The organism is Bacillus sp. CZDM1 (genome assembly GCF_055502545.1).
On sequence record NZ_JBUESO010000009.1, the window covers coordinates 18,982 to 43,458 of the forward strand.

A 24,477-nucleotide genomic window follows, 5' to 3' on the forward strand; every position below is an offset into this window, starting at 1 on the left:
AGGTGAGGGTTATGTTTTTTTTACTTCTAACTGGAATGATCATTTCATTTGTGGTAGCTGCTGCATTTTTACTGAATGGTGAAATGGTATTTGGCATAATTGCTGCGGCGATAGGTATTTTAATACTGCTGTTTGTGCTTTTTTATTATGGAAGTAAGAAGCATCGAAAAAAGAAGAAGGATGATTGTACTCCAGACTGTCCAACATTTGATTGCGGTCCGGATTGTGACGGTAAATCAGATTGTGATGGAGGGCCAGATTGTGACTGTGGACCAAATTGTAATTAGTCTGAAGCGGTTAACTGATATTGTACCTTGTCATCGAATGAAGTCCAGAAGTCTATCAATTAAAGGGCATACGCTGCCATTATGTGCACGGTGCACGGGTATCTTATTGGGTTATTTATTTTTCCCTTTATTATTTGTATTTGAATTAAATTTTCCACTTTGGCTGGGGATTGTATTAAATCTTCCAATGGTTTTGGATGGTTGGACCCAAAAAAAGAAACTTCGATTGAGTAATAATCCATTAAGGGTAACAACGGGAATCGTAAGTGGCTTAGGTCAGAGTATTATTATCGTTAGTATCAGCCAAGGTATTATTTCTCTTGTATTGTAACTGAAGTACACTTTTATCCGTTTCATACTCGTCCCACAAAGCATAGTATAAAACAGGACGTTATGAAAGGGTGATGTTGTTTGTTGGACTCGTTATTTGAGTTTTTATCTCAGCTAATCTCAATGGTGTATCAATTTATCTTATACATTTTAGAAACACTTCAAAATATTTTATAAAAGGTCGAATGCGTGGCCTTTTTTTGGTTAAAGTAGAATTTAACTCACAGGAATCTTTCTAAGAAGGAGGAGTCACCTTGCCTACAGCTTTAATAAGTATAGTAAAAGACATTCTTTCAAGGAATGTCTTTTTTGCTGTCAAAATATTTAATCAAGCTAAACCTTATTCCTGCTTCCTTAATTGAATCAGGTATTTTTCCGAAAAATCCCTATGATTATTTTATCTTTCCCCCTTCATTGTCCAAAACCAACAAAAGCACAGTCGTTTTATTGTTAATTAAGAACATTGTAGAGATATGTCACAAAATCGTAAGATTAATTTAAATATTAATACTTTTCGGAGGTTGTTAAACGTATGGAAGCGATTACAAGGGACTTTTTCTTATTTTTATCAAAAAACAATTTATTAAATAAATTTGCACAAAAACAAGGCGGCAGTTTTGCTGCTGGGAAAATTATTGGTGGTACCGATTTCCAAAGTTCGATTCGCTTTATTCGTGAACTAAATAAACAGGGATTATCCGTTACAGTCGATCATTTAGGAGAATTTGTTGATTCAGTTGATGTCGCCAATGAACGAACAGAGGAGTGTATACAGACAATCGAAATGATCAGCAATGAAAATCTTGATTCACAAGTGTCTGTGAAGATGACCTCTTTAGGACTTGATATTGACCGTGAGCTTGTTGTTAAAAATATGACAAGAATTCTCGATACAGCTGAAAAACATAATATCATGGTAACGATTGATATGGAGGATGTGTCGCGCTGCCAGGCAACGATTGATCTATTTAAGCAATTCAGAAAAAAATACAGATGTGTCAGTACTGTTTTGCAAGCTTATTTATACCGAACAGAACAGGATTTGAAAGACCTTGGCTCTTATCAACCGTTTTTACGCCTTGTAAAAGGGGCATATAAAGAGTCATCTGAAGTGGCCTTTCCTGAAAAGAAGGATGTAGACGAGAATTATAAAAAACTAATCAAACAAAGCTTGCTAAGCGGTAACTATACCGCCATTGCTTCACATGATGATGCGATGATTGAATATACAAAAGAGATCGCTAAGCAACATAATATTCCAAATAATCAATTTGAATTCCAAATGCTTTATGGAATGAGAACTAAAACACAGTTAGAGTTAGCCAAACAAGGTTATAAATTTAGAGTCTACGTCCCATACGGCATGGATTGGTATGGCTACTTCATGAGAAGATTAGCCGAAAGACCAGCGAATATTTCCTTTGCTTTTAAAGGGATGGTCAAAAGCTAAATTAGCTATAAACAAACATAATGCGCCTTTAGTAAGCAACGCAAAAAGGACATTACGAAAGGATTAATTTATACATCATACCTAAAAGGAGAGTAAAAAATAATGATTCCATACAAACATGAACCATTTACTGATTTTTCAAAAGAGGAAAACAAAAAGGCATATGAAGATGCGCTCCAGCTTGTAGAAGGTTATTTAGGACAACACTATCCATTAGTCATTGGAAATGAAAAAGTAACAACTGATGGTAAAATTGTTTCAAATAATCCTGCCGATAAACAAGAAGTAATTGGCAGTGTGTCAAAAGCAAATAAAGAACTTGCTGAAAAGGCAATGCAGGCTGCTGTTACTGCATTTGAAGCATGGAGAAAAACAAAACCGGAAATCCGTGCGGATGTTTTATTTAAAGCTGCAGCCATCATTCGCCGCCGTAAACATGAATTTTCAGCTCTTTTAACAAAAGAAGCAGGCAAGCCTTGGAATGAAGCAGATGCCGATACAGCAGAAGCAATCGATTTTCTAGAGTATTATGCACGTCAAATGCTGAAAATAAAAGAGGGTGTTCCAGTTGAAAGCCGTCAAGGTGAATACAATCGCTACGATTATATTCCACTAGGTGTAGGAATTATTATTTCCCCGTGGAACTTCCCGTTTGCGATTATGGCGGGAACAACTGTTGCCGCTATCGTTACTGGAAACACAGTCTTATTGAAACCAGCTTCTACAACACCAGTTGTGGCAGCAAAATTTGTGGAAGTAATGGAAGAAGCAGGCCTCCCAGCTGGCGTCTTAAACTTTGTACCTGGTAGTGGCGCTGAAGTCGGCGATTACCTTGTCGACCATCCGAAAACGCGTTTTATCTCTTTCACAGGTTCTCGTGATGTTGGACTTCGTATTTTTGAACGTGCATCGAAGCTTAATGACGGTCAGATCTGGATGAAGCGCGTTATCGCAGAAATGGGCGGAAAAGATACGATTGTTGTTGATCAAGAGGCAGACCTTGAATTAGCTGCCCAATCAATCGTTCAATCCGCTTTCGGTTTCTCAGGTCAAAAATGTTCAGCGTGTTCACGTGTGGTTATCGTAGAAAATGTCTATGAACAAGTGTTAAATCGCGCGGTACAATTAACAAAAGAACTGACTATAGGCAATCCAGTGGAAAATCATTTCATGGGTCCGGTAATCGACCAAGCGGCATTTGACAAGATTATGAGTTATGTGGAAATCGGCAAAGAAGAAGGCCGCATCCTCGCAGGTGGTGAAGGTGACAGCTCTAAAGGGTATTTCGTCCAACCTACAATTGTCGCGGATGTCGATCCGAACGCCCGCGTAATGCAGGAAGAAATTTTTGGTCCAATCGTCGCGTTCGCAAAAGCGAGAGATTTCGATCATGCACTTGAAATTGCCAACAACACAGAATATGGACTAACAGGTGCAGTTATTACAACAAATCGTGCGAACATGGCTAAAGCCCGTGAAGACTTCCATGTCGGAAACCTCTATTTTAATCGAGGCTGTACAGGTGCCATTGTGGGTTACCAGCCGTTCGGAGGCTTTAACATGTCAGGAACCGACTCTAAAGCAGGCGGACCGGATTACTTACAACTTCATATGCAAGCAAAAACTACTTCTGAAATGTACTAAGGAAAAAACGCTTCTATTTTCTAATATCAGAAAACAGAAGCGTTTTATTTTATTGAATAATGTTAATAATAAAAAAGATTTAGAAGGGGTTTTACTATGTCCAATGAAATGTATCAATTATTAGCAATTATTATTTACATGGGTGCTATGGTTTTCATCGGTTGGTATGCATTTAAACGTACATCCAACCTGACGGACTTCATGCTTGGCGGACGTTCACTTGGTCCGGCAGTTACGGCTCTCAGTGCTGGCGCTGCAGATATGTCGGGATGGTTACTCATGGGTCTACCGGGTGCAATCTATTTGAGTGGTCTTGCTGAAATTTGGATTGCAATTGGGCTGACGGCTGGTGCGTATTTTAACTATGTTCTCGTTGCACCACGTCTTCGCGTCTATACGCAAGTGTCGAATGATTCCATTACGATTCCTAGTTACTTGGAAAGCCGCCTGAAAGATAAATCACGTCTTTTACGTATTGCTTCAGGTATCATTATTCTTATTTTCTTTACTTTTTACGTATCTTCTGGAATGGTTGCAGGCGGGAAGTTTTTCCTGAGCTCTTTCGGTCTTGACTATCACGCTGGTCTTTTGATCGTATCTGCTGTCGTTATTTTCTATACTTTGTTTGGTGGGTTTTTGGCTGTAAGTTATACGGATGTTGTCCAAGGGATTATTATGTTTCTCGCACTTCTACTTGTACCGATTGCTGGGGTCTTTCTTACAGGTGGTCTTACGGAAACAACAACAAGCATTCGGGAAGTTAATCCGCAATTGTTGAACTTTGTTTCTGGTGCTTCCTTCCTCGGGATTTTGTCAGCGGTTGCATGGGGGCTTGGCTATTTTGGTCAACCGCATATTATTGTCCGTTTCATGGCGATCAGTTCGGTTAAAGAAGTGAAAAGCGCAAGACGTATCGGAATCGGCTGGATGTTCCTCAGCCTTTTTGGAGCTGTTGCAACGGCTCTTGTCGGGGTTGCTTATTATCAGCAAAATAATGCCACACTCGCTGATCCGGAAACTGTGTTTATTGTCCTCGGGCAGATTATCTTTCATCCGTTCATTGCGGGGATTATGCTTGCAGCTGTACTTGCAGCTGTTATGAGTACGATTTCTTCACAGCTGATTGTCACATCATCAGCGCTTATTGAAGACTTGTATAAAGCGGTTATTAAGACAGATGCCTCTGATAAACAATACGTATTTTTAGGAAGAATGGCCGTCCTAATCGTTTCGGTTATTGCAATGGCGCTCGCTTGGCCAAATAACGAGTCTGTTTTAAAAATCGTATCGTTTGCTTGGGCTGGGTTCGGTGCCTCATTCGGCCCTATTATCTTACTTTCCCTATACTGGCGGAAGATTACGACTAAGGGTGCCCTTTTGGGAATGGTCGCAGGTGCGATCACCGTCATGATTTGGGGTAACGTTGATTCATTGACAGGCACGCTTTATGAAATTGTTCCCGGTTTCATTATCTGTTGGATTGTTACGTACTTTGTAAGTATCGCGACGTATCAACCGAATGCCGAAATTGATAGGGAATTCACAGAAACACTTGAAATTCTAAAAAAAGAAAGTTGATTGAAAAGCCCGCAGTTTATGCTGCGGGCTATTCCCCTATTTGAAAAAAACATTATGTACAATCGTCTCTAATGAATGTATGCTAATGGATAACTATCATTTTTTTATTAATAATTATTTAACTAAAAAGAATAGGAGGAGCTGTATGAGTCAGCCGTTGGAAAAAATACTATCTTTGACAGATATAGACGAAATTACCGATATGGTCAGCGCCTATTTAAAAAAGCCAATAGTAATCGAGAGTGATCAGTTTTCCTTGTTGTCCTACAGCTCGTATTATATCGACCAATTTGATCAAGCAAATCAACAAACAATCTTTACGAAGCGATGGCCAATCAGCATTTTAGAAAAATTTATGGATGAGGGAATCGTTGAACAGTTAAAAAGTATTCCTAAGCCATTCCGTATTAAGCAATTTCAAAGTATTGGCCTTAATCAGCGTGTAGTTGTAAGTGCAAAATATAAAGAAATCATTTTCGGATATATCTGGGTTCAAGAAACAAATACGCTGCTGACAGATAATGAGCTTAATTTCTTGCATGAAGTATCTTTTCATATCGGAAAGCTTCTTTATCAAAAGAACCAGTTAAAGCTTGGTAAAGATGAAGAAAAAAATCAATTTTATAAGAAAATAATCGAGAAAACCTATCAAACGGAAAACCAAATAAAATGGGAAGCCGCAAATATTAAGGTAATTATTCCAGATGCTTTTATTATTAATGTTTTTACAGTGGCTCAAAACGATGAAGATATTTTTGGTGAGCTCACAGAGACAGTTCGGCTGTTTGCTAATGCTCTAAACCGACCGACCCACCTCTTCACAGATCAACTGAAGATCATTGTCATCATCGGAAGCACATCGAAGGATTCAGGACGATTGTCTGAAAGCGCCAATGAACTAACGCACACAGTATTAAGCCAATTTAAAAATCAAAAGGTTTTTTCCGGAATCGGCAATGCATATTTATCTATCCTTCAGCTTAGTAAAAGCTATGCTGAAGCACTGGAAGTAATTAATGCTGCGAAATACATCGGCTCTCCTATACTATTTACTTTCGAATATAAAAAGCTCGGAGTCTTTCGTTATCTTGAAACGATTTATCGGCATCAAAGTGAGACAAGTTATATAAATGAAGATTTACTAATCCTGCAAAAGAAAGATCTCGAAAGCCAAACAAATTTGCTTAGAACATTAGAAGTTTTTTTATTAAATAACTGCAGGCTTAAGCCGACAGCCGATCAACTTTTCGTCCATATCAATACATTGAAATATCGGGTCAAGCAAATCACCGACTTAACTGCAATCGATTTTGACGATTTTAATACAAGATGTCACCTGTTTATTGATTTGCAGCTAATGAAGCGTGAGAAGTGATTATTTAAAAGACCTAACATCAGCATTAATCCACTATTCAAGTTTAGATATTCTATTTATGATATTAAATTTGACAAATAAAATGGCAGATAAAACTCGTCTATTAGATAGGCGAGTTTTTGTTATAATTGCAACGAGGGGTTAATTAAATATTTTTAATATAAAGATTTTGTAATAAACAAATAAGGGAGAAACTTATGATAACTCTATACATAACAAGACATGGTGAAACAGAGTGGAATCGTGAAAAAAGAATGCAGGGCTGGCTGGATTCAAATCTTACAGAAAACGGTGTGAAAAATGCAGTATGTTTAGGTGAAAGATTGAAAGAAATTGAGTTAACTGCTATTTATTCAAGCACAAGCGGGAGGACGAAAGCCACTACTAACTTGATACGGGGTAAAAGAGATATCCCTGTCATTTACGATGAGAATCTAAGGGAAATTAAACTGGGTCAATGGGAAGGAAAAACTCATTCTTCCATTAAAGAATTGTATCAAACAGAGTTTGAATCATTTTGGAATACCCCACATCTATTTACGACTGATGGAGGCGAAACGTTTGAAGAAACGCGGGCAAGAGTCATTCAGGTTTTAAATCGAATAAAAAGAGAATATAAATCTGGAAATATATTAATTGTTACTCATTCTGTAGCAATCAAATGTTTGTATTCATTTTTTAAGAATTCACCAATTGAAACCTTATGGGACCCTCCCTATATCCATGATACGAGTCTTACGATTGTAGAAATGAATGAAAATGGTTTTAAACTTGTGCTAGAAGGAGATATCACTCATTTGGAATCTGTAAATTTTATTTAAGAAAAGGGTCCTGAAGAATGGTCAGCGGATACTATAAAAGTAAAGCGCTATTTCTTTACAGACACATTTTTTCATTAGGAAAATAGTAAATAAGATGAAGAATGATTAAGAGAATAATTACACATACTTTCCTCAATAAGACATTTAAAAGAGGAGCAGTGTAATGCATTGGTATGAGAAGCTAAATCAATATTTTCCTGTAGAAGAAATGAAGTCTAGAGAACATATGGAGACATTATTAAGAGAGAGGTCTGATATCTACCATAAGGATGAGGGTCCTAATCATGTTTTGATGTACGCCGAGTTAGATGATTTTGTCTTTATTGATTACCTTTTCGTTTCAAAAAATGCCCGCGGTCAGGGACTCGGTCATAAGCTCCTTGAAAAAATGAAGCATAAGGGAAAGCCTATTATTCTTGAAGTTGAACCCGTTAATTATGAAGACAGTGATTCAGGAAAAAGGCTTCATTTTTATAAACGTGAGGGCTTTGAACATGCCAATTCAATCGGGTATGAAAGACGGTCGCTAGCTACTAATGAGGTTAATAAAATGGAAATTCTCTATTGGGCTCCAAATAAAGAGTCTGAAGAGTTGATATTTGAAGGCATGAGAAAGACGTATAACAAGATTCATACCTACAAGGATCAACATTTTTACGGTGAATCCTATCAACCTGTTGAAGAGGTTTTGTCCTTTAACGAAGATCCTCAAAATCAAAATATATTAGATGAACTTTAAAGACTGAGCTTTACTCCCAAAAAGAGTAAAGCTTTTCTATTTAATGGAAGGATTAACAAAGTAAAATGATGAATATATACTGTTGAGAAAGTTATGGGAGGTGAGTAGTTGAAAAGACTTATAATGCTCTTATTTCTTTCAATATTGTTATCCTCCTGCAATCAAAGCAATCTAACGATTGGATGCCCTGATGGCGCCATTGAGTGGGTCGATCTGTTAAAGATTAATGATGTTACATTTAAACATCAATTTGACGAAGCACCAAATGAACCATTAAGCACTCAAATTGAAAAAGGAGAGCCTATTGGAAAAGTTACCTATAAAATGGCTGACAATGCCTGCAGCGACCATAAAATGAAAAATGGTGATGCAGCCTATTTGGCAAAAGGAACGACTGTTTTTGCTGTAAAAGGGTATCCTTCATCCATCATGGTGGTTGCAAACGATAAAGTGTATGTGGCTGATCAAAAGAAAGACGCAAAAACAATCGGAGATATTTATCCAATTCAGGATTTGGTTAAGGACATCCATATTGAAAGTACAGATGATGGCCGCAGAATTCATACTTTTTCGCCTGAAGCGAAGGACAAGTTTCTTAATGAATGGCTTCTATTAGAAGCTATAGACTACATGGAAATGTATAAAGAGAAAGCATTTGAAGGCAATCGTATATTTTTAGAGATTGAACTGAATAATGGAGTTTCATTTAGAGAGCTATACTGGTCTGATACTAACGCCTTCCATCGCGGTGCCTATGGAAACAAAATTATTAAGGAAGTAATTAAACAAGAAACAGTTGTAATAGAGTAGTTTTTCTAAACAAGTGGAGGTATAAAAGATGAATAGAATAAACCTGATTACGTTAGGTGTGAAAAACATATCTCAGTCACTTAAATTTTATCGTGACGGACTCGGATTTGAAACTTCGGTAACGGAGGATAATCCGGGAATTGTTTTCTTTAAAAATGGCGGTACCAAACTGGCATTGTATCCATTAGATGAGCTTTCCAAGGATATCAATGAAAATGACCCTCCTGCCGGTCAAGGTTTTTCAGGGATTACCCTCGCTTATAATGCAAAATCCACAGAAGAGGTTGATCGGATCTTTGAAATAGTGGAACAGGCGGGAGGAAGGATTGTAAAAGCCCCGCAAAAGGTATTTTGGGGTGGATATAGTGGATATTTTTCAGATCCAGATGGGTATTATTGGGAAGCTGCCTATGCTGAAAGCTGGAATTTTGATGAGAATGATATGTTAATTATTGAATAATAGTTAAAGCCTTACTTCTCAGAGGTAAGGCTTTCCTAATCAATTTATTTTGACATAAAAGTAGGCAGTGTCACCTGAAGCAGAAGTTTGTATGGGGGCATATAATCATGCAGAACCAAAAGAATAAAGTTAGGAGAGGTTAGAGTGAAGAAAATATTTCTTATTAGGCATTGTGAGGCAGAAGGGCAGCCACCTGAAGCAGCACTTACAGAAAAGGGCTTTAATCAAGCCATTCATTTGGAGGATTTGTTTACCGGAATTCCAATTGACCGTATTATTGCTAGTCCATATAAGCGTACAGTGCAATCTATAGAACCCCTTGCAAAGAGACGAAATTTGGAGATTGAAACAAACGATTTATTAACAGAACGTGTACTTAGTTCCGAAGACCTTTCCGACTGGCTTGAAAAACTAAAAGATACCTTTGATGATTTTGAATTGAAATTCGAAGGTGGAGAGTCTAGTAATGAAGCGGCTAGTCGTATTGTAAGTGTAGTAGAGGAAGTTCTGAAAAGTGAATCTCAAGATACCATTATTGTTACACATGGTAATTTATTGTCTTTACTTTTAAATCATTATAATAATGAATTCGGATTTGATGATTGGCGGAATCTACGTAATCCTGATGTGTTTCTTTTGAAAAAGGAAAATAATAAAGTAACCTTTGAGCGAATGCTATTGGAATTAAGCAAGGAATGAAGGGGAATTTATTATAATGAAACTAAGGAATGGTTTAGTTGAAAATTCTGCTATAGTTAGGAGAAAAAATCATGCAAGAAAATAAAATCAACATTAATTCGATTGATGAATACATAAAGCAATTTCCAAAAGAAGTTCAGGATATACTCCAAAATCTAAGAGAAGTGATTAAAGAGTCAGCACCCGATGCAGTTGAAAAGATAAGTTATCAAATGCCCGCTTTTTCCTGGAATGGAAATCTCGTGTATTTCGCTGCTAATAAAAATCATATAGGATTCTATCCAACTCCAAGTGGAATCGCAGCTTTTCAACATAAATTAACAGAGTTTAAAAGCTCAAAAGGGGCAGTCCAGTTCCCTAAAGACAAACCGCTGCCATATGAATTAATTAGCGAGATTGTTAAATTTAGAGTGGCTGAAAATAGAAAGAAAGCAGAGGGAAAAGTAAAAAAGAAATAGTCGGAGGGAAACTTGTGGTTGTAGAAAAGGAAATCAAAGTTGTTATCGGAGCAGGGGAATACAATAATAATCCAGGGTGGTTACATACCCAGGAAGAAGAGCTCAATTTAATAGATGAGATCACGTGGGGAAACAAGTTTACTTATAATTCCATAACAGCGATTCTAGCTGAACATGTTTGGGAGCACTTAACATTTGAAGAAGGCATTCAGGCTGCTAAACTTTGTTATCAATACCTAAAGCCTTCAGGCTATATACGGTGTGCTGTTCCAGATGGATATTTTCCCGATGAGGAATATCAAAATATAGTAAAAATCGGCGGCCAAGGTCCAAAAGATCATCCCGCTGCAAGTCATAAAATCGTTCATAATTACCGAACTCTATCTAAAATGTTTGAAGTCGCAGGATTTCAAGTGACTTTGCTTGAATATTTTGATGAAGAAGGTAATTTTCATTTCAGGGAATGGTATGCTGAAGATGGAGTGATTTTTCGGTCGAAAAAGTTTGATCCTAGGAATCAAGGGGATAAGCTATTATTTCCTTCATTAATAATCGATGCAATAAAACCTTAATAAGATTGAGGAGGAGTATGAAACGTATGCACCAATTATTGTGTTTGCTTATAGAATCGAATCTGAGGGGACAAAAACGAGGTGCCAAGGGTAAGATACCTGGAGAATCGGTCCCTTGAACGACGAAAATGAGCGTTTAAGGGAACGATACTGTAAAATTCAGTTTTAACAAACGATTATGGTATTATGCAAAAAAGGCAGTCTGTACATTGCATTTTTTTAGCTATGGAGTATTTGGTACGGGTTTGTCTTTTGTTACGAACAGTATTCCTGGCAGTAAAATAACGGATACAACGATTAAAATGATGGCTAACCAATTTTGGTTAGTATCATTGACTCCTGTGGCAAACATGACACCAAATATGCTTGAAGCAAGGATATTCCCTATGAATCTTGATGTCATAAATAGACCTGAGGCCGTTCCACTTTCCGATATAGAAACAAATGAATAGAGCAGCGTTTGTAAACCGATGTTTAGAATACCATTACTCAATCCGATGGTTGATAACACCATAAATATCCAATAAAGTGGAGAGTTATGATTGACTGTCAGTAATAGGACAACACCAACTACTCCTATCAATACCCCTGTTAATAAAGGGATTCTATAACCTGATTTTTCAATCCAACGCGTCGCCAATGGTGTAATAATCATGGCAAATATGGAAATAGAGAGCATAATGATACCCGTTTGTTTGGAGTTAAGCATTAATACAGACTGTAAATAAATCGGCATTGAAAGGAGCATAGCAAAAAATATCACTGTTGAAAAAATATATTGAATATACAACGATGAAATATTTAGATTTTTCTTTAGGAAAATAACGTCGATAAAAGGATCTTCTTTCTTTTTTTCAAAGAAGTAAAATAAAAAAGTTAACGCTAAAGAAGCGATTAATGCCCATACATTCATACCACTTTCTAACGTTTGGAAATAATACATCCAAACAGAGATTAATAGCCCGAACAAAACAATCCCAATTCCATCCCACTTGAAAATCCTCGTGGTACTCTTTTCATCTTTCGGAATAGTGAGGGCAGCCAAAATAGCAGAAATAATGATAATTGGAAAGTTAACATAAAAGATAACATGCCAGCCGCCTTGTTGAATTAACAGCCCGCTGATTGTCGGTCCAAATGCTGCCGAGGTGGTAGCAAATACCGATAGTGTACCGATTACTCTATTTTGATTTTTTTCAATATATGTACGAACGATTCCAATCCCGGCAGGATATAGCGCAGACGTTCCGATTGCTTGTATCGATCTCATTCCTAGTAGAAACGGCATATTCGGCGATAATGGGGCGGTAAAGGAAGAAATACCTACCAAGAGTAGTCCAAATAGAAAAATTTTTTTCCTTCCATAATAATCACTTAATTTACCAATTAGGGGTAAGAATATAGCACTAATTATAAAATAGGAAGCAATCAACCATGCAATATCTTTTGAGGTAAGCAAAAACTCATTTTTTATCTCTGGCAATGCAACCGTAATCATCGTTGTGTTTAGTGGGTTAAGTATTACACCCAATGCGATAGCAACGATTAGAAAATTTTGATTTTTTACGAATGAAACATTCTTTGTTACAGACATCACATACAATCTCCTCTTAGATAAATACTATTAATCAATAGTAGCAAATATATGGTCCTTTTGAGAGAGATAATTAAAAACTTTTCTAAAGTAAATGCTAAAAGCAGTGCGATTTACTCGAAATCCACTGCTTTTATGTTAGATGTTAGATGAGTTATTTCTAATTTAGCACTAGTTAGAGTTTGTTTGCTTTTCCTTGATATTTCATCTTAAACTCTGCTTCACTCATGTTTGGATTCTTTCTAGGTGTAGTTTTGTTAAGAGCCTTCTTCAGCTCAACACTCGCATCATCGCCTGTATTATACTTTCCATCCATATCGATTCCCTCCTTTTTATTACTTAGTATCAAACCTAAACCATTTGTCTATTCTCCCGCGTCATCACCACCGTCGTCTATGCCATCATCCCCAGCGTCATTATCATCAAAAAAATGATTAACTTTTTCAATGATCGTTGGTTTTGGTTCCAGAAATTCATTATCAGTACTTGCTCCCATAAAAGTTGAAATTGAATAGGTCTGAATCATTTGCTGCTTATTTTTTGTTAAGATAAAGAAGAGTATAGTAATGGAAAGAAGGACAAATAAAATTATTAATATTAATTTAATCAAGTAACCACTCCTAACCTTGTCCGTTATAAAACTCTATGTTGCAGAAAATTATTTATACTCTTTTAAAAAAAAGGTAAAAAGATTAGGATGTGATTGTAATGTTTCAAGCAACTCTTTTATTTATTCTTGCCGGAATTGCAGAGATAGGAGGGGGCTATTTGATTTGGCAATGGATGCGTGAAGGGAAGCCTTCCTACTGGGGACTTATTGGCGGGCTCGTTTTAGCCTTATACGGTGTAATTGCGACCTTTCAGTCATTCCCTTCATTCGGGCGAGTTTATGCTGCCTACGGGGGAGTGTTCATTGTGCTTTCAGTTCTATGGGGCTGGGGGATCGATAAAAAAGCACCTGATTTATATGACTGTGTTGGTGCAGGAATATGTATTGTTGGTGTTTTGGTGATGTTACTGGCACCGCGGCATTAATAAAAGAGCTTGGAATCCTACCGAAAAATAAACGGAGAAATTCCGTTTAAATTGGGAAATACCCATATTTCCCTTAAAATAAGGGGAGCTTTTCCGCTTATGCTCTCCAAATCTTTGGATTTTGTCTTATTTAGAGGAGTTAATCGGAATATCTCCGCTTAAAACTGCACCCTAAGCCTTCCTTATATACATTAGCTGGAAATTCTCCGCCTATGAATTCTCATACCATACGAAATCGTTCCCAGAGAAGGAGAAAATGGTTCCGAATCAGAAAAACCAGAAAGTTAAAAGAAAATAGCAAGGGTATAAACCCTTGCCATTTCTAATGATTATTAAAGGATTATTTATTTGCAAGTTCATATTGCGAAATCTTATCCTCATAGTTAAGCGTTACACCAATCTCGTCCCAGCCGTTAAGCAGCATTTCCTTCGGATATGGAGCGATATCAAAAGTAAACTCTAACCCTTGATTATCGGTAACCACTTGGTCTTCGAGATTCACAGTAAGTGAGTACTCCTCAGATTCAGCTTTCCGCATAATGCTTTGAACCTGTTCTTCACTAGCTTGAATCGTAAGAATACCATTTTTCACACAGTTATTTTTAAAAATATCTGCATAGCTCTGAGCAATAACCACTTTAAAGCCAAAGTCCTGAATCGCCCATGGCGCATGTTCACGAGAGGATCCACAGCCAAAGTTTTCGCCAGCTACTAAAATGGAGGCTCCTTGATATTTTGGATGATTCATTGAAAAATCCTTACGAAGGTTACCTTCATCATCAAAGCGCCAGTGATAGAATAAAAATTGTCCAAAACCGCTTCGCTCAATTCTTTTTAGAAATTGCTTTGGAATAATCTGGTCTGTATCAACATTACTTCGGTTTAAAGGACAAACGATACCTGTATGAATGCGTAGTGGTTCCATTTATAGTACCTCCTGTGCTGTGAACTTGCGAACATCGACGAAGTGACCTGCAACAGCCGCCGCAGCAGCCATTTCAGGACTGACAAGGTGTGTACGAGAACCGTTTCCTTGGCGGCCTTCGAAGTTCCGGTTAGAAGTGGAAGCACAGCGTCCGCCTGGAGGAACGATATCATCATTCATAGCAAGACACATACTGCAGCCAGCTTCACGCCATTCAAAACCTGCGTCTATAAAAATTTGATCAATGCCTTCTTTTTCGGCAGCCAATTTCACACTAAAAGAACCTGGAACGACAATTGCCTTCACCTTAGGGTTTACCTTACGGCCACGGATGACATCTGCCGCACTGCGTAAATCACTTAAGCGTGAATTTGTACAAGAGCCAATAAAGACATGATCGATCTCCACACTAGAAATAGGCTGATCGGCTTCAAGTCCCATATATTGAAGGGCACGAGAAATTTCATCTTTTTTATTCGCTTTTTCTGCATTATCTGGATTTGGCACGGTTGCTGTAATTGGGATACACATACCCGGGTTTGTTCCCCATGTAACCTGCGGTTCAACCTCCGATGCCTCAATTTCAACCACTGCGTCATATTCTGCACCTTCATCAGAGGCAAGTGCCTGCCATTTTGCAACGGCTTCAAGAAAAGCCTCATCCTTAGGAGCATGACGGCGTCCTTTTACGTATTCAAAAGTTGTTTCATCTGGAGAAATCAAGCCTGCTCGTGCACCAGCCTCAATGGACATATTACAAACCGTCATACGCTCTTCCATGGAAAGAGAGCGTATAGCTTCACCTGTATATTCCATCACATAACCAGTTCCAAATTGAACCCCAAATTTACCGATAATCGCTAAGATTAAATCCTTCGCTGTCACGCCTGTTCCAAGCTTTCCATTTACTTTCACATTCATTGTTTTTGGAGGTGCTTGCCAAAGAGTTTGTGTAGCTAAGACATGTTCTACTTCACTTGTCCCAATTCCGAACGCCAGCGCGCCAAACGCACCATGTGTAGAAGTATGACTGTCACCACAGACGATTGTTTTTCCTGGCTGTGTTAGGCCAAGTTCAGGACCGATTACATGTACAATCCCATTGTCGGGATGTTGTCGATCAGAGAGTTCAACGCCAAATTCCTGACAATTTTCTTTTAATGTATCAATTTGCTTCTTAGAAACAGGATCTTTGATCACGTTTCGATCACGTGTGGAAACATTGTGATCCATTGTTGCATAAGTAAGATCTGGCCTGCGTACTTTTCGTCCGTTCATTCGTAATCCTTCAAATGCCTGAGGAGAGGTTACTTCATGAACTAGATGCAAATCAATATAAAGTAAATCAGGTTTTCCTGCTTCTTGATGTACAACATGCTGCTGCCAAACTTTTTGAATTATATTTTTGGGTTTTTGCATAGTGTCCTTCCTCACGTTTCTAGATTTAGTAAAGAGGGGGTAGTCATCCCCGGAAAAAGAAGTTCCTTGATATGGAGAAGCAGCTGGACCGATGAGCCCAGCTGCGACTAGTTAAACGTAACAGCTCATGATACATTTTGATGCGTTTTGGGACTTAATATAATCGACAATTAGACGGGTCATTTCTTCTGTGCCCACTTGTCTTCCTTCAGGAATGTGAAGGTCTGCTGTATGGCATCCACTATCTAACACAGACTGTACTGCATCTTCGATTAATTTTGCCTCATCATTTAGTTGGAAAGAGTAACGCAGCATTAATGCAGTTGATAAAATCATTGCTGTTGGGTTGGCGATACCTTTTCCTGCAATATCTGGTGCAGAACCGTGAACAGGCTCATATAGACCAACTCCATCTTCACTCAAAGAAGCTGAAGCAAGCATTCCTAGTGAACCTGTTAGGACAGAGGCTTCATCACTAAGAATGTCACCGAACATATTCTCTGTAACAATAACATCGAACTTGGTTGGATTAGTGATTAATTTCATTGCTGCCGCATCCACCAATACATGCTCAACCACCACGTCTGGGTACTGAGCCTTTTTCTCTTCGACAATTTCGCGCCACATTTTACTGGATTCTAATACATTTGCTTTATCAACTGAAGTAAGGTGTCCACGCCGTCCTTGTGCAGCTTGGAAGGCTTTGTCTACAATTCTTTCAATCTCTTTACGAGTATAAGCAAGTGTATCAACAACAGTTTGACCGTTGTCGCGCCGTTCACTTGGAGTACCAAAGTAAATACCGCCGGTTAGTTCACGGACGATTAATAAATCGCTGCCTGCAACAATTTCTTCTTTTAGAGGAGAAGCATGCAGCAAATTTTTAAATCCTTTAATGGGTCTTAAATTTGCGAATAAATCAAGGGCCTTCCGAATACCGAGTAATCCTCTTTCAGGGCGTAAATGGGAGGGGTTGTTATCCCATTTTGGGCCGCCAACCGCGCCTAATAATACAGCATCTGCCCGCTTACAAGCGTCAACTGTTGTTTCCGGCAGCGGAGTGCCGTATAGGTCAATGGCTGCCCCTCCGATCTCATGGGTTTCGAAGTTAAAACTGTGGTTAAATTCTTCCGCAACGGCATTCAAAACATCTTGTGCAGAATTAATAACCTCCTTGCCGATCCCATCACCAGGTAGTAATACAATACGTTTTTTCATTCGAAGCAACCTCCTCGTCATTTTTTTAATTCGCCTCGCGAAAAGCAAGTTATGCTTGAGCTGCTGCTGCTTGAACAACAACTTTAGGGGTGAAAAATACTCGATTTACAGCATTCAAGAAAGATTTAGCAGAAGCTTCTAATACGTCCTGAGCTGAACCGCGCCCACTTACCTGTAAACCGTCAACTGTCATTTTTACATGTACCTCAGCCAATGCGTCACGCCCTTGACCAACGGAGTTCAGTTTAAAATCAGTTAAGTGAATTTCTTCTTTTATAAGAGCTTCCAATGTGTTCATTAGTGCCTCAACGCTTCCTGAACCTGTACGAGCCGTTTCTACTCGAACACCTTCTGGCGTGTTGAGTGCAACAGTAGCAGTAGGGAGGTTGGCTGAACCATAATGTACTTGGAAAGCAACAAGTTCATATTTTTTAACATCAGCTACCGCTGTTTGGATGTCTGTTAATATGGTAAATAAATCTTCATCGGTCACTTCTTTTTTACGGTCGGTGAGCTGTTTAAAAGCTGTAAATGCTTCTTGAAGCTTTTCAGCTTTTAATGTATAGCCCATATTTTCAATTTTATCTTTAAAGGCATGACGTCCAGAGTGTTTACCTAGGACTAAATCATTCGATTGAATCCCAACCATTTCAGGAGTGATAATTTCATAGGTTAGGGTATTTTTTAATACTCCATCCTGATGAATTCCAGATTCATGTGCAAAGGCATTTTTTCCGACTACTGCTTTATTACCAGGAACCATCATTCCTGTAAAGCGGCTGACAAGGTCGCTGGTACGTTTGATTTCTTTTAGAACTAGATTGGTCGTATAAGGGTATTTATCTTTTCTAATATTTAGGGCTACTGCGATTTCCTCAAGTGAGGCATTCCCCGCACGTTCACCAATTCCATTAATGGTTCCTTCCACCTGGGTAACACCGTTTTCGATTGCCGCCAGTGAATTGGCAGCAGCCATTCCTAAGTCGTCATGGCAATGGCACGATAACGCTGCTTTGTGGATATTTGGAACATTCTCACGAATATATCGGAACATGTACCCATATTCAGCTGGGGTTGCATAACCTACAGTGTCAGGAAGGTTGATGACTGTTGCTCCAGCGTCGATGACCTTTGTAATGATCTTGACAAGAAAATCAAGATCCGAACGAGAAGCATCTTCAGCAGACCATTCGATATGAGGGAATCTTTGTTTGGCGTATGCCACCATATCAACGGAGGTTTGAATGACTTCCTCAGGTGTTTTGAACAATTTATATTTCATATGAATAGGGGAGGTAGCTAGGAAAACGTGCAACCTTGGTTCTGCAGCATCCTTTAATGCGTCCCACGCAATGTCAATGTCCGATTTGGTTGCTCTTGCCAGGCCAGTAACGGAACTATTTTTAATACTCCGGGCAATTGCTCTTACTGCCTCGAAATCCCCTTGGGAGGAAGCCGGGAATCCGGCCTCCATAATATCCACACCAAATCTTTCTAGTTGTCTAGCAATCTCAAGTTTTTCAAGTTGGTTTAGATTTACACCAGGAGATTGTTCACCATCGCGTAGTGTCGTATCAAAGATGTTAACGTGAACCATTTACCACCACTTCTTTCTTTTGGTTTACAGGCTGCTTAATAAATGGCATTAAAGCACGAAGCTCACGGCCGACAACCTCAATTGGGTGATTATTTTCGCTGCGGTTAATCGCATTGAATTGTGGGCGGTTCGCTTGATTTTCAAGGATCCAGCCTTTTGCAAATGCACCAGTTTGGATATCTGTTAATACATCCTTCATGCGTGCTTTTGTATCTTCGTTTACAACACGTGGTCCGGATACGAAATCTCCCCATTGAGCTGTATCGGAGATAGAGTAACGCATGTTTTCTAATCCTCCTTCATATAGAAGGTCAACGATTAATTTTAATTCATGTAAACACTCAAAGTAAGCAACCTCAGGCTGGTAACCAGCTTCTACAAGAGTTTCGAAACCAGCTTTGATTAGGGCAGTAGCACCGCCGCAAAGAACAGCCTGTTCTCCGAATAAATCTGTTTCTGTTTCTTCTTGGAAAGAAGTTTCTAGTACACCTGCACGAGCAGAACCGATTCCTTTCGCGTAAGCAAGTGCCAATTCACGCGCTTGGCCAGTGAAGTCTTGGTAAACAGCATAAAGTGCTGGTACGCCCGCGCCTTCTGTGTATGTGCGTCGAACTAAATGTCCTGGTCCTTTAGGAGCAACTAGGAATACGTCAACATCTGCAGGAGGGACGATTTGTGTAAAATGAACGTTGAAGCCATGAGCAAATACTAGTGCGTTACCAGCTTCAAGGTTTGGTTTAATGCTTTCTTCGTAAACTTTAGGCTGCATTTCATCTGGAAGTAAAACCATTACAACATCTGCTTGAGCAGTTGCATCTGCAACAGAAGTTACCTCAACACCATCTTCAACTGCTTTATCCCAAGACTTTCCGCCTCTTAAACCAACAACAACGTCAAAACCGCTTTCCTTTAGGTTTAATGCATGTGCATGACCTTGTGATCCGTATCCGATAACTGCAATCTTTTTCCCTTGTAAAACTGCCTCTTGAATATCTCCGTTATATAGTACCTTTGCCATTATTAATCATCCTTCCAAAATGTTTATTTTATTTGAGAGTAGGTAGTTAACTCGTTAACCTGTGGTTGATGACCGCGTAAGAAGGCGGTCAATCCTGTTCTAGCAATTTCTTTAATTCCATATGGGCGAATCAGGTCAATCAATGCATCAATTTTGTCTGGGCGACCTGTAATCTGAATCGTTAAGCTTTCTTTACTAACGTCAATGATTAAGGCGCGGAATGGGTCAATAATCCCGTTTATTTCACTGCGGAGCTGTGAACTGCCGGCTACTTTTATTAGAGCCAGCTCACGGGCAACAATTGCTTTATCTGTAATATCTGAAACCTTTAAAACATCAATCTGCTTGTTTAGTTGTTTTGTAACTTGTTCTAAACGCTGTTCATCTTCGATTTCAACCACCAAGGTCATTTTTGAAATGCCTTCGGTTTCTGTTGGACCGACGGAAATACTTGAGATATTAAATTGTCTTCTTTGCAATAAACCAGTGACTCGATTTAAGACACCGCTTCGGTCCTGAACAGTTAAAGATATAATCCGTTTCATGATGGTTTCACCCCAATCATTTCATGTATCCCTTTGCCAGGAGCAATCATCGGGAAGACTTTTTCCTGTTGCAATACCCGGCAATCCATTAAAACAGGTCCGTCATAAGCAAATACTTCAGGCAGCTTTGTGATCAATTCTTCTTGGCTTTCAATCTTTAACCCTCTGATATGATAGGCCTCAGCAAGCTTCACAAAATCTGGCTGCGTATTAAGGATAGATTCAGAAATCCGGTTGCCATGTAACAATTCCTGCCATTGTCGAACCATACCTAGGGCACCGTTATTGACAATGATAATCTTGACTGGAAGGTTCTGTTCATAGATTACGGATAACTCTTGTAAGGTCATTTGGAACCCGGCATCGCCGACAATAGTGACTACTGTGCTTTCTGGAGAAGCCATTTGTGCGCCAATGGCAGCAGGGAAGCCAAAGCCCATTGTTCCAAGTCCACCGGATGTAACCCAGCGGTGTGGTTTTTCAAAATTGTAATACTGAGCTGCCCACATTTGGTGCTGACCAACATCCGTCGTGACAATGGCATCCCCATTGGTTACTTTATGAATAGCTTCAATCAGCCATTGAGGAGACATCCCGTTTGGATTGTGTTTATACCATAATGGGAATTCTTCTTTATACTTATTAAGCGTTTCTAACCATCCTTCAGTATCGGGTGATTCTGTTGTCTGATTAATTAATTCAACTAAAGCTTCCTTTGAATCAGAAACAATCGGAATATTTGTTGGAACATTTTTACCAATTTCAGCAGGATCGATATCAATATGGGCAACCTTGGCCTTGGGAGCGAAGTGCTTTAGATTTCCTGTAAGCCGGTCATCGAAGCGGGCACCAATATTGATTAGTAAATCTGATTCGTAAATTGCCATGTTTGCTGTATACGTTCCATGCATGCCGCCCATCCCGAGAGAAAGAGGATTGTTTGCTGGGAAAGTTCCAAGACCGAGAAGTGTGGTTACAACTGGAATCTTGTGCTTTTCAGCAAAAGCGGTTAACTCATTAGAAGCTTTACCGTGAAGAATACCTGCACCAGCAAGAATAACGGGCTTCTTAGACTTTGTAATCGCATCTGCAAGTTTTTTAATCTGCAGTGGATTTGGCTTTGTTGTTGGCTGATAACCCGGAAGGTGAACACTTACTTCTTCAGGTATCTGAGTTAATTCTCCTGCAGAGATATCTTTTGGAATATCAATTAAAACCGGACCAGGTCTGCCTGTTGAAGCAATATGAAAGGCTTCCTTTACAATTCTTGGCAAATCAGAAATGTCTTGCACCTGATAATTATGTTTGGTGATAGGTGTTGTGATAGCCATTACGTCTGCTTCCTGAAATGCGTCTGTTCCAATGACACCTCTTGCCACCTGACCAGTGAAAATCACTAGTGGTAAAGAATCCATCATCGCATCTGTAATTCCCGTAACCAGGTTGGTTGCACCAGGACCAGAAGTTGCGATTACAACCCCAGGTTTCCCAGTTATCCGGGCATAACCTTCAGCTGCATGAATGCTTCCTTGCTCGTGACGGAAGAGTACGTGCTTAATATTTCCTTTCGCGCGATAAATCGCGTCATATATTGGCAGAACGGCACCACCCGGATACCCAAAAAGCGTTTCAACACCTTCATTAATTAATAAGTCAATGAGCAGGTCTGCACCCGTTTTCGGTGCCGTACTAGTTTGGACGTCCGGCTTTGCTTCTACTTTCACCTCGTAATCCCTCCTTATGGATGTTCGAATCTTTTTCAAAAGTCATCCTATGACATTACATAAATTGATAGCTATTTAAATAGTAAAAGGCCATTTTCGCCTCCGAAATAAACTGCAGTTAAAAACAAAAGCAGAATATATCGGGGAGAAAAGGCCTTCCATTTCTCGGTACCACCCGGTTTTACAGCATTCTCACGAATACTGCCTCTTGAAGCGGCTAAAAAGAATCGCTTAGCCGTTTCTTTTGGTAACAGGTGCCTAAAGAAAGCACCTGATTGAGCCTAATAAGTTAGGTCTGTTCAGCTCAATACTCAGGGATGATGTCGGAATAAGGTGTATTACTGGGCTTCCAGCAACCCCAGCTCTCTGAAAATACATTTTCTTATTCCTTTATTCCCGTCATCGATTTTGTCTATGAACTTTTCAAATCTACTGAAATGTCTTTAACCTCGGCTTTAAAAGGGAGCCTAGACCCTGTGCAGGTTAAAGCGACAGTAACTCAGTAACTATATCTTCATAACCCCGCCGGTATTGGCGGATGTAACTAACTTTGCGTATTTGGCTAGGTAGCCGGTCTTGATTTTAGGTTCTGGCTTTTTCCATAAACTGCGTCTTTCAGCAAGTACCTCGTCATCAACAAGTAATTCAATGGTTCGTTCCTGAAGATCAATTAGTATCTTGTCACCATTTTCAACGAGTCCGATTGGACCGCCTTCAGCAGCTTCTGGTGAAATATGCCCAATCGAGATTCCTCGGCTGGCACCTGAGAAACGACCGTCTGTAATGAGAGCAACCTCTTTATCTAATCCACGGCCAGCAATCGCTGACGTTGGAGCAAGCATTTCTGGCATTCCTGGACCGCCTTTAGGTCCTTCATAACGAATGACAACAACGTGACCAGACTTAACTGTGCCATTATTAATGTTTTCCTGTGCTTCATCTTGGGACTCAAAAACAATTGCTTCACCAAGGAAGGTTTTAATCGATGGATCCACAGCACCAACTTTGATAACCCCGCCATCTGGAGCAATGTTTCCGTATAGGATGGATAGTCCGCCGACAGGGCTATATGGATTATCCTTGGTCCGAATGACATTTTCGTTTGTTATTGTTGATTCCTTCACATTTTCAGCAAGAGTCTTACCTGTAATGCTTAAGCAATCTTGATGCAGCGCACCTTCTACTTTACATAGCTCATTAAGAATGGCACTAACTCCGCCTGCGCGATGGACATCATCCATAGAGTAATCGGATGCAGGCATAATTTTTGCTAAATATGGAACTCTTTCAGCAATCTTATTAATTTCTCGTAAATCATAGTCAATACCAGCTTCATGAGCGATGGCTAGGGTATGTAGGACGGTGTTCGTCGACCCACCCATTGCCATATCTAAAGCAAATGCATTGTCAATTGCTTCTCTAGTAATGATATCTCGTGGTTTAATATCGTTTTTCACTAATTCAACTAAGTGTTTCGCTGCTTGTCGAATTAACTCGTGTCTTTCTTCAGAAGTAGCTACAATTGTGCCGTTACCCGGAACCGTCATGCCTAAAACTTCCATCAAACAGTTCATCGAGTTTGCCGTAAACATTCCAGAACAAGATCCGCAGGTAGGGCATGCTGCAGTTTCAATATCCAGCAGCTCCTGCTGTGTCATTTTCCCACTATGGTACGCTCCAACTCCTTCAAAAACAGAAGTGAGAGAAAGGTTTTTTCCGGTAGAAGAAACACCTGCTTCCATTGGACCACCTGAAACAAAAACAGAAGGGACGTTGGTTCTGACTGCTGCCATTAACATTCCTGGTGTGATTTTGTCGCAGTTCGGAATGTAAAATACACCATCGAACCAATGAGCATTAATTACTGTTTCTGCACTATCAGCGATAATTTCACGGCTGGGAAGGGAGTAACGCATTCCAACATGACCCATTGCAATTCCGTCATCTACGCCAATTGTGTTAAATTCAAAAGGTATTCCGCCAGCTTCTCTTATCGCTTCTTTAACGATTTCACCGAAATGATTAAGGTGTTTGTGCCCAGGGATAATTTCAATAAATGAGTTACAGACACCGATAAACGGTTTTTCTAGGTCCTTCACTGTTACCCCGGTAGCGTATAATAGGCTGCGGTGGGGAGCACGATCAATCCCCTTTTTAATCATATCGCTTCGCATTGTTT

At 39.3% G+C, this 24,477-nt stretch carries 25 protein-coding genes; 14 read left to right on the forward strand and 11 right to left on the reverse strand.

Going from position 1 to position 24,477, the window contains the following annotated elements; all coding sequences use genetic code 11:
• The first annotated feature begins 11 nt into the window (after nucleotides 1-11).
• From ACY3XC_RS19625 to ACY3XC_RS19685, 13 genes are all read left to right on the forward strand, one after another.
• The gene (locus ACY3XC_RS19625) at nucleotides 12-287 is read left to right on the forward strand and encodes a hypothetical protein (protein WP_464870027.1); all 276 of its coding nucleotides are present in this window, start codon (nucleotides 12-14) and stop codon (nucleotides 285-287) included.
• Nucleotides 262-618: a DUF2085 domain-containing protein gene (locus tag ACY3XC_RS19630; protein WP_464870028.1), complete on the forward strand. Its 357-nt coding sequence runs from the start codon at nucleotides 262-264 to the stop codon at nucleotides 616-618. The genes ACY3XC_RS19625 and ACY3XC_RS19630 overlap by 26 nt, the downstream gene beginning before the upstream one ends.
• Before the next feature lie 531 nt (nucleotides 619-1,149).
• Nucleotides 1,150-2,067, forward strand: a complete 918-nt coding sequence (locus tag ACY3XC_RS19635) for a proline dehydrogenase family protein (protein WP_179157764.1) — start codon at nucleotides 1,150-1,152, stop codon at nucleotides 2,065-2,067.
• 99 nt (nucleotides 2,068-2,166) lie between these two features.
• Complete coding sequence (gene pruA / locus ACY3XC_RS19640; RefSeq protein ID WP_464870232.1) at nucleotides 2,167-3,711, forward strand: L-glutamate gamma-semialdehyde dehydrogenase; 1,545 nt, start codon at nucleotides 2,167-2,169, stop codon at nucleotides 3,709-3,711.
• A gap of 96 nt (nucleotides 3,712-3,807) precedes the next feature.
• Entirely contained in the window at nucleotides 3,808-5,289 is a 1,482-nt protein-coding gene (gene putP, locus ACY3XC_RS19645) for a sodium/proline symporter PutP (protein ID WP_464870029.1), read from the forward strand.
• A 145-nt stretch (nucleotides 5,290-5,434) separates the two neighbouring features.
• Nucleotides 5,435-6,664, forward strand: coding sequence for a PucR family transcriptional regulator (locus ACY3XC_RS19650; protein ID WP_464870030.1), 1,230 nt, complete (start codon nucleotides 5,435-5,437; stop codon nucleotides 6,662-6,664).
• 197 nt (nucleotides 6,665-6,861) lie between these two features.
• The gene (locus ACY3XC_RS19655; RefSeq protein WP_464870031.1) at nucleotides 6,862-7,485 is read left to right on the forward strand and encodes a histidine phosphatase family protein; all 624 of its coding nucleotides are present in this window, start codon (nucleotides 6,862-6,864) and stop codon (nucleotides 7,483-7,485) included.
• A 163-nt stretch (nucleotides 7,486-7,648) separates the two neighbouring features.
• A complete protein-coding gene (locus tag ACY3XC_RS19660) occupies nucleotides 7,649-8,224 on the forward strand; it encodes a GNAT family N-acetyltransferase (protein ID WP_464870032.1) in 576 nt (191 codons plus the stop codon).
• A 108-nt stretch (nucleotides 8,225-8,332) separates the two neighbouring features.
• A complete protein-coding gene (locus ACY3XC_RS19665) occupies nucleotides 8,333-9,034 on the forward strand; it encodes a hypothetical protein (RefSeq protein WP_464870033.1) in 702 nt (233 codons plus the stop codon).
• 28 nt (nucleotides 9,035-9,062) lie between these two features.
• Complete coding sequence (locus ACY3XC_RS19670; RefSeq protein WP_464870034.1) at nucleotides 9,063-9,494, forward strand: VOC family protein; 432 nt, start codon at nucleotides 9,063-9,065, stop codon at nucleotides 9,492-9,494.
• Nucleotides 9,495-9,638: 144 nt separating this feature from the next.
• Nucleotides 9,639-10,193: a histidine phosphatase family protein gene (locus ACY3XC_RS19675; RefSeq protein WP_464870035.1), complete on the forward strand. Its 555-nt coding sequence runs from the start codon at nucleotides 9,639-9,641 to the stop codon at nucleotides 10,191-10,193.
• 71 nt (nucleotides 10,194-10,264) lie between these two features.
• The gene (locus tag ACY3XC_RS19680) at nucleotides 10,265-10,651 is read left to right on the forward strand and encodes an iron chaperone (protein ID WP_464870036.1); all 387 of its coding nucleotides are present in this window, start codon (nucleotides 10,265-10,267) and stop codon (nucleotides 10,649-10,651) included.
• A 14-nt stretch (nucleotides 10,652-10,665) separates the two neighbouring features.
• Complete coding sequence (locus ACY3XC_RS19685) at nucleotides 10,666-11,223, forward strand: class I SAM-dependent methyltransferase (RefSeq protein ID WP_464870037.1); 558 nt, start codon at nucleotides 10,666-10,668, stop codon at nucleotides 11,221-11,223.
• 223 nt (nucleotides 11,224-11,446) lie between these two features.
• Here the strand turns inward: ACY3XC_RS19685 and ACY3XC_RS19690 are convergent, their stop codons facing one another.
• From ACY3XC_RS19690 to ACY3XC_RS19700, 3 genes are all read right to left on the reverse strand, one after another.
• On the reverse strand, nucleotides 11,447-12,817 hold the full coding sequence (locus tag ACY3XC_RS19690; RefSeq protein WP_464870038.1) for an MFS transporter: 1,371 nt from the start codon (nucleotides 12,815-12,817) through the stop codon (nucleotides 11,447-11,449).
• A gap of 175 nt (nucleotides 12,818-12,992) precedes the next feature.
• Complete coding sequence (locus ACY3XC_RS19695; RefSeq protein ID WP_464870039.1) at nucleotides 12,993-13,133, reverse strand: hypothetical protein; 141 nt, start codon at nucleotides 13,131-13,133, stop codon at nucleotides 12,993-12,995.
• Between the two features lie 48 nt (nucleotides 13,134-13,181).
• Complete coding sequence (locus ACY3XC_RS19700) at nucleotides 13,182-13,427, reverse strand: hypothetical protein (RefSeq protein WP_464870040.1); 246 nt, start codon at nucleotides 13,425-13,427, stop codon at nucleotides 13,182-13,184.
• Nucleotides 13,428-13,525: 98 nt separating this feature from the next.
• Here ACY3XC_RS19700 and ACY3XC_RS19705 point away from each other — a divergent pair, with 98 nt between their 5' ends.
• Complete coding sequence (locus ACY3XC_RS19705) at nucleotides 13,526-13,852, forward strand: YnfA family protein (RefSeq protein WP_464870041.1); 327 nt, start codon at nucleotides 13,526-13,528, stop codon at nucleotides 13,850-13,852.
• A gap of 340 nt (nucleotides 13,853-14,192) precedes the next feature.
• On the opposite strand, the gene leuD is transcribed toward ACY3XC_RS19705, so the two are convergent.
• The 8 genes from leuD to ilvD all read right to left on the reverse strand — a co-directional run bounded on the left by leuD (nucleotide 14,193) and on the right by ilvD (nucleotide 24,472).
• A complete protein-coding gene (gene leuD / locus ACY3XC_RS19710; RefSeq protein ID WP_464870042.1) occupies nucleotides 14,193-14,777 on the reverse strand; it encodes a 3-isopropylmalate dehydratase small subunit in 585 nt (194 codons plus the stop codon).
• Entirely contained in the window at nucleotides 14,778-16,196 is a 1,419-nt protein-coding gene (gene leuC, locus ACY3XC_RS19715) for a 3-isopropylmalate dehydratase large subunit (RefSeq protein ID WP_464870043.1), read from the reverse strand. It lies immediately after the preceding gene.
• Between the two features lie 111 nt (nucleotides 16,197-16,307).
• Nucleotides 16,308-17,414, reverse strand: coding sequence for a 3-isopropylmalate dehydrogenase (gene leuB, locus ACY3XC_RS19720; RefSeq protein ID WP_464870044.1), 1,107 nt, complete (start codon nucleotides 17,412-17,414; stop codon nucleotides 16,308-16,310).
• Between the two features lie 49 nt (nucleotides 17,415-17,463).
• A complete protein-coding gene (locus ACY3XC_RS19725; protein WP_464870045.1) occupies nucleotides 17,464-19,011 on the reverse strand; it encodes a 2-isopropylmalate synthase in 1,548 nt (515 codons plus the stop codon).
• Nucleotides 18,998-20,029, reverse strand: a complete 1,032-nt coding sequence (ilvC, locus tag ACY3XC_RS19730; RefSeq protein WP_464870046.1) for a ketol-acid reductoisomerase — start codon at nucleotides 20,027-20,029, stop codon at nucleotides 18,998-19,000. The genes ACY3XC_RS19725 and ilvC overlap by 14 nt, the downstream gene beginning before the upstream one ends.
• Nucleotides 20,030-20,052: 23 nt before the next feature.
• Entirely contained in the window at nucleotides 20,053-20,574 is a 522-nt protein-coding gene (gene ilvN, locus ACY3XC_RS19735) for an acetolactate synthase small subunit (RefSeq protein ID WP_179157744.1), read from the reverse strand.
• Nucleotides 20,571-22,298: an acetolactate synthase large subunit gene (gene ilvB / locus ACY3XC_RS19740; protein WP_464870047.1), complete on the reverse strand. Its 1,728-nt coding sequence runs from the start codon at nucleotides 22,296-22,298 to the stop codon at nucleotides 20,571-20,573. The genes ilvN and ilvB overlap by 4 nt, the downstream gene beginning before the upstream one ends.
• A 506-nt stretch (nucleotides 22,299-22,804) precedes the next feature.
• On the reverse strand, nucleotides 22,805-24,472 hold the full coding sequence (ilvD, locus tag ACY3XC_RS19745; RefSeq protein WP_464870048.1) for a dihydroxy-acid dehydratase: 1,668 nt from the start codon (nucleotides 24,470-24,472) through the stop codon (nucleotides 22,805-22,807).
• Nucleotides 24,473-24,477 lie beyond the last annotated feature (5 nt).

Coding starts and splice junctions, on each gene's coding strand:
- ACY3XC_RS19625 (WP_464870027.1), top strand. CDS start 12: ATGTTTTTTTTACTTCTAACTGGAATGATCATTTCATTTGTGGTAGCT.
- ACY3XC_RS19635 (WP_179157764.1), top strand. CDS start 1,150: ATGGAAGCGATTACAAGGGACTTTTTCTTATTTTTATCAAAAAACAAT.
- putP (WP_464870029.1), top strand. CDS start 3,808: ATGTCCAATGAAATGTATCAATTATTAGCAATTATTATTTACATGGGT.
- ACY3XC_RS19650 (WP_464870030.1), top strand. CDS start 5,435: ATGAGTCAGCCGTTGGAAAAAATACTATCTTTGACAGATATAGACGAA.
- ACY3XC_RS19655 (WP_464870031.1), top strand. CDS start 6,862: ATGATAACTCTATACATAACAAGACATGGTGAAACAGAGTGGAATCGT.
- ACY3XC_RS19660 (WP_464870032.1), top strand. CDS start 7,649: ATGCATTGGTATGAGAAGCTAAATCAATATTTTCCTGTAGAAGAAATG.
- ACY3XC_RS19670 (WP_464870034.1), top strand. CDS start 9,063: ATGAATAGAATAAACCTGATTACGTTAGGTGTGAAAAACATATCTCAG.
- ACY3XC_RS19680 (WP_464870036.1), top strand. CDS start 10,265: ATGCAAGAAAATAAAATCAACATTAATTCGATTGATGAATACATAAAG.
- ACY3XC_RS19690 (WP_464870038.1), bottom strand. CDS start 12,817: ATGTCTGTAACAAAGAATGTTTCATTCGTAAAAAATCAAAATTTTCTA.
- ACY3XC_RS19695 (WP_464870039.1), bottom strand. CDS start 13,133: ATGGATGGAAAGTATAATACAGGCGATGATGCGAGTGTTGAGCTGAAG.
- ACY3XC_RS19705 (WP_464870041.1), top strand. CDS start 13,526: ATGTTTCAAGCAACTCTTTTATTTATTCTTGCCGGAATTGCAGAGATA.
- leuD (WP_464870042.1), bottom strand. CDS start 14,777: ATGGAACCACTACGCATTCATACAGGTATCGTTTGTCCTTTAAACCGA.
- leuC (WP_464870043.1), bottom strand. CDS start 16,196: ATGCAAAAACCCAAAAATATAATTCAAAAAGTTTGGCAGCAGCATGTT.
- leuB (WP_464870044.1), bottom strand. CDS start 17,414: ATGAAAAAACGTATTGTATTACTACCTGGTGATGGGATCGGCAAGGAG.
- ACY3XC_RS19725 (WP_464870045.1), bottom strand. CDS start 19,011: ATGGTTCACGTTAACATCTTTGATACGACACTACGCGATGGTGAACAA.
- ilvC (WP_464870046.1), bottom strand. CDS start 20,029: ATGGCAAAGGTACTATATAACGGAGATATTCAAGAGGCAGTTTTACAA.
- ilvN (WP_179157744.1), bottom strand. CDS start 20,574: ATGAAACGGATTATATCTTTAACTGTTCAGGACCGAAGCGGTGTCTTA.
- ilvD (WP_464870048.1), bottom strand. CDS start 24,472: ATGCGAAGCGATATGATTAAAAAGGGGATTGATCGTGCTCCCCACCGC.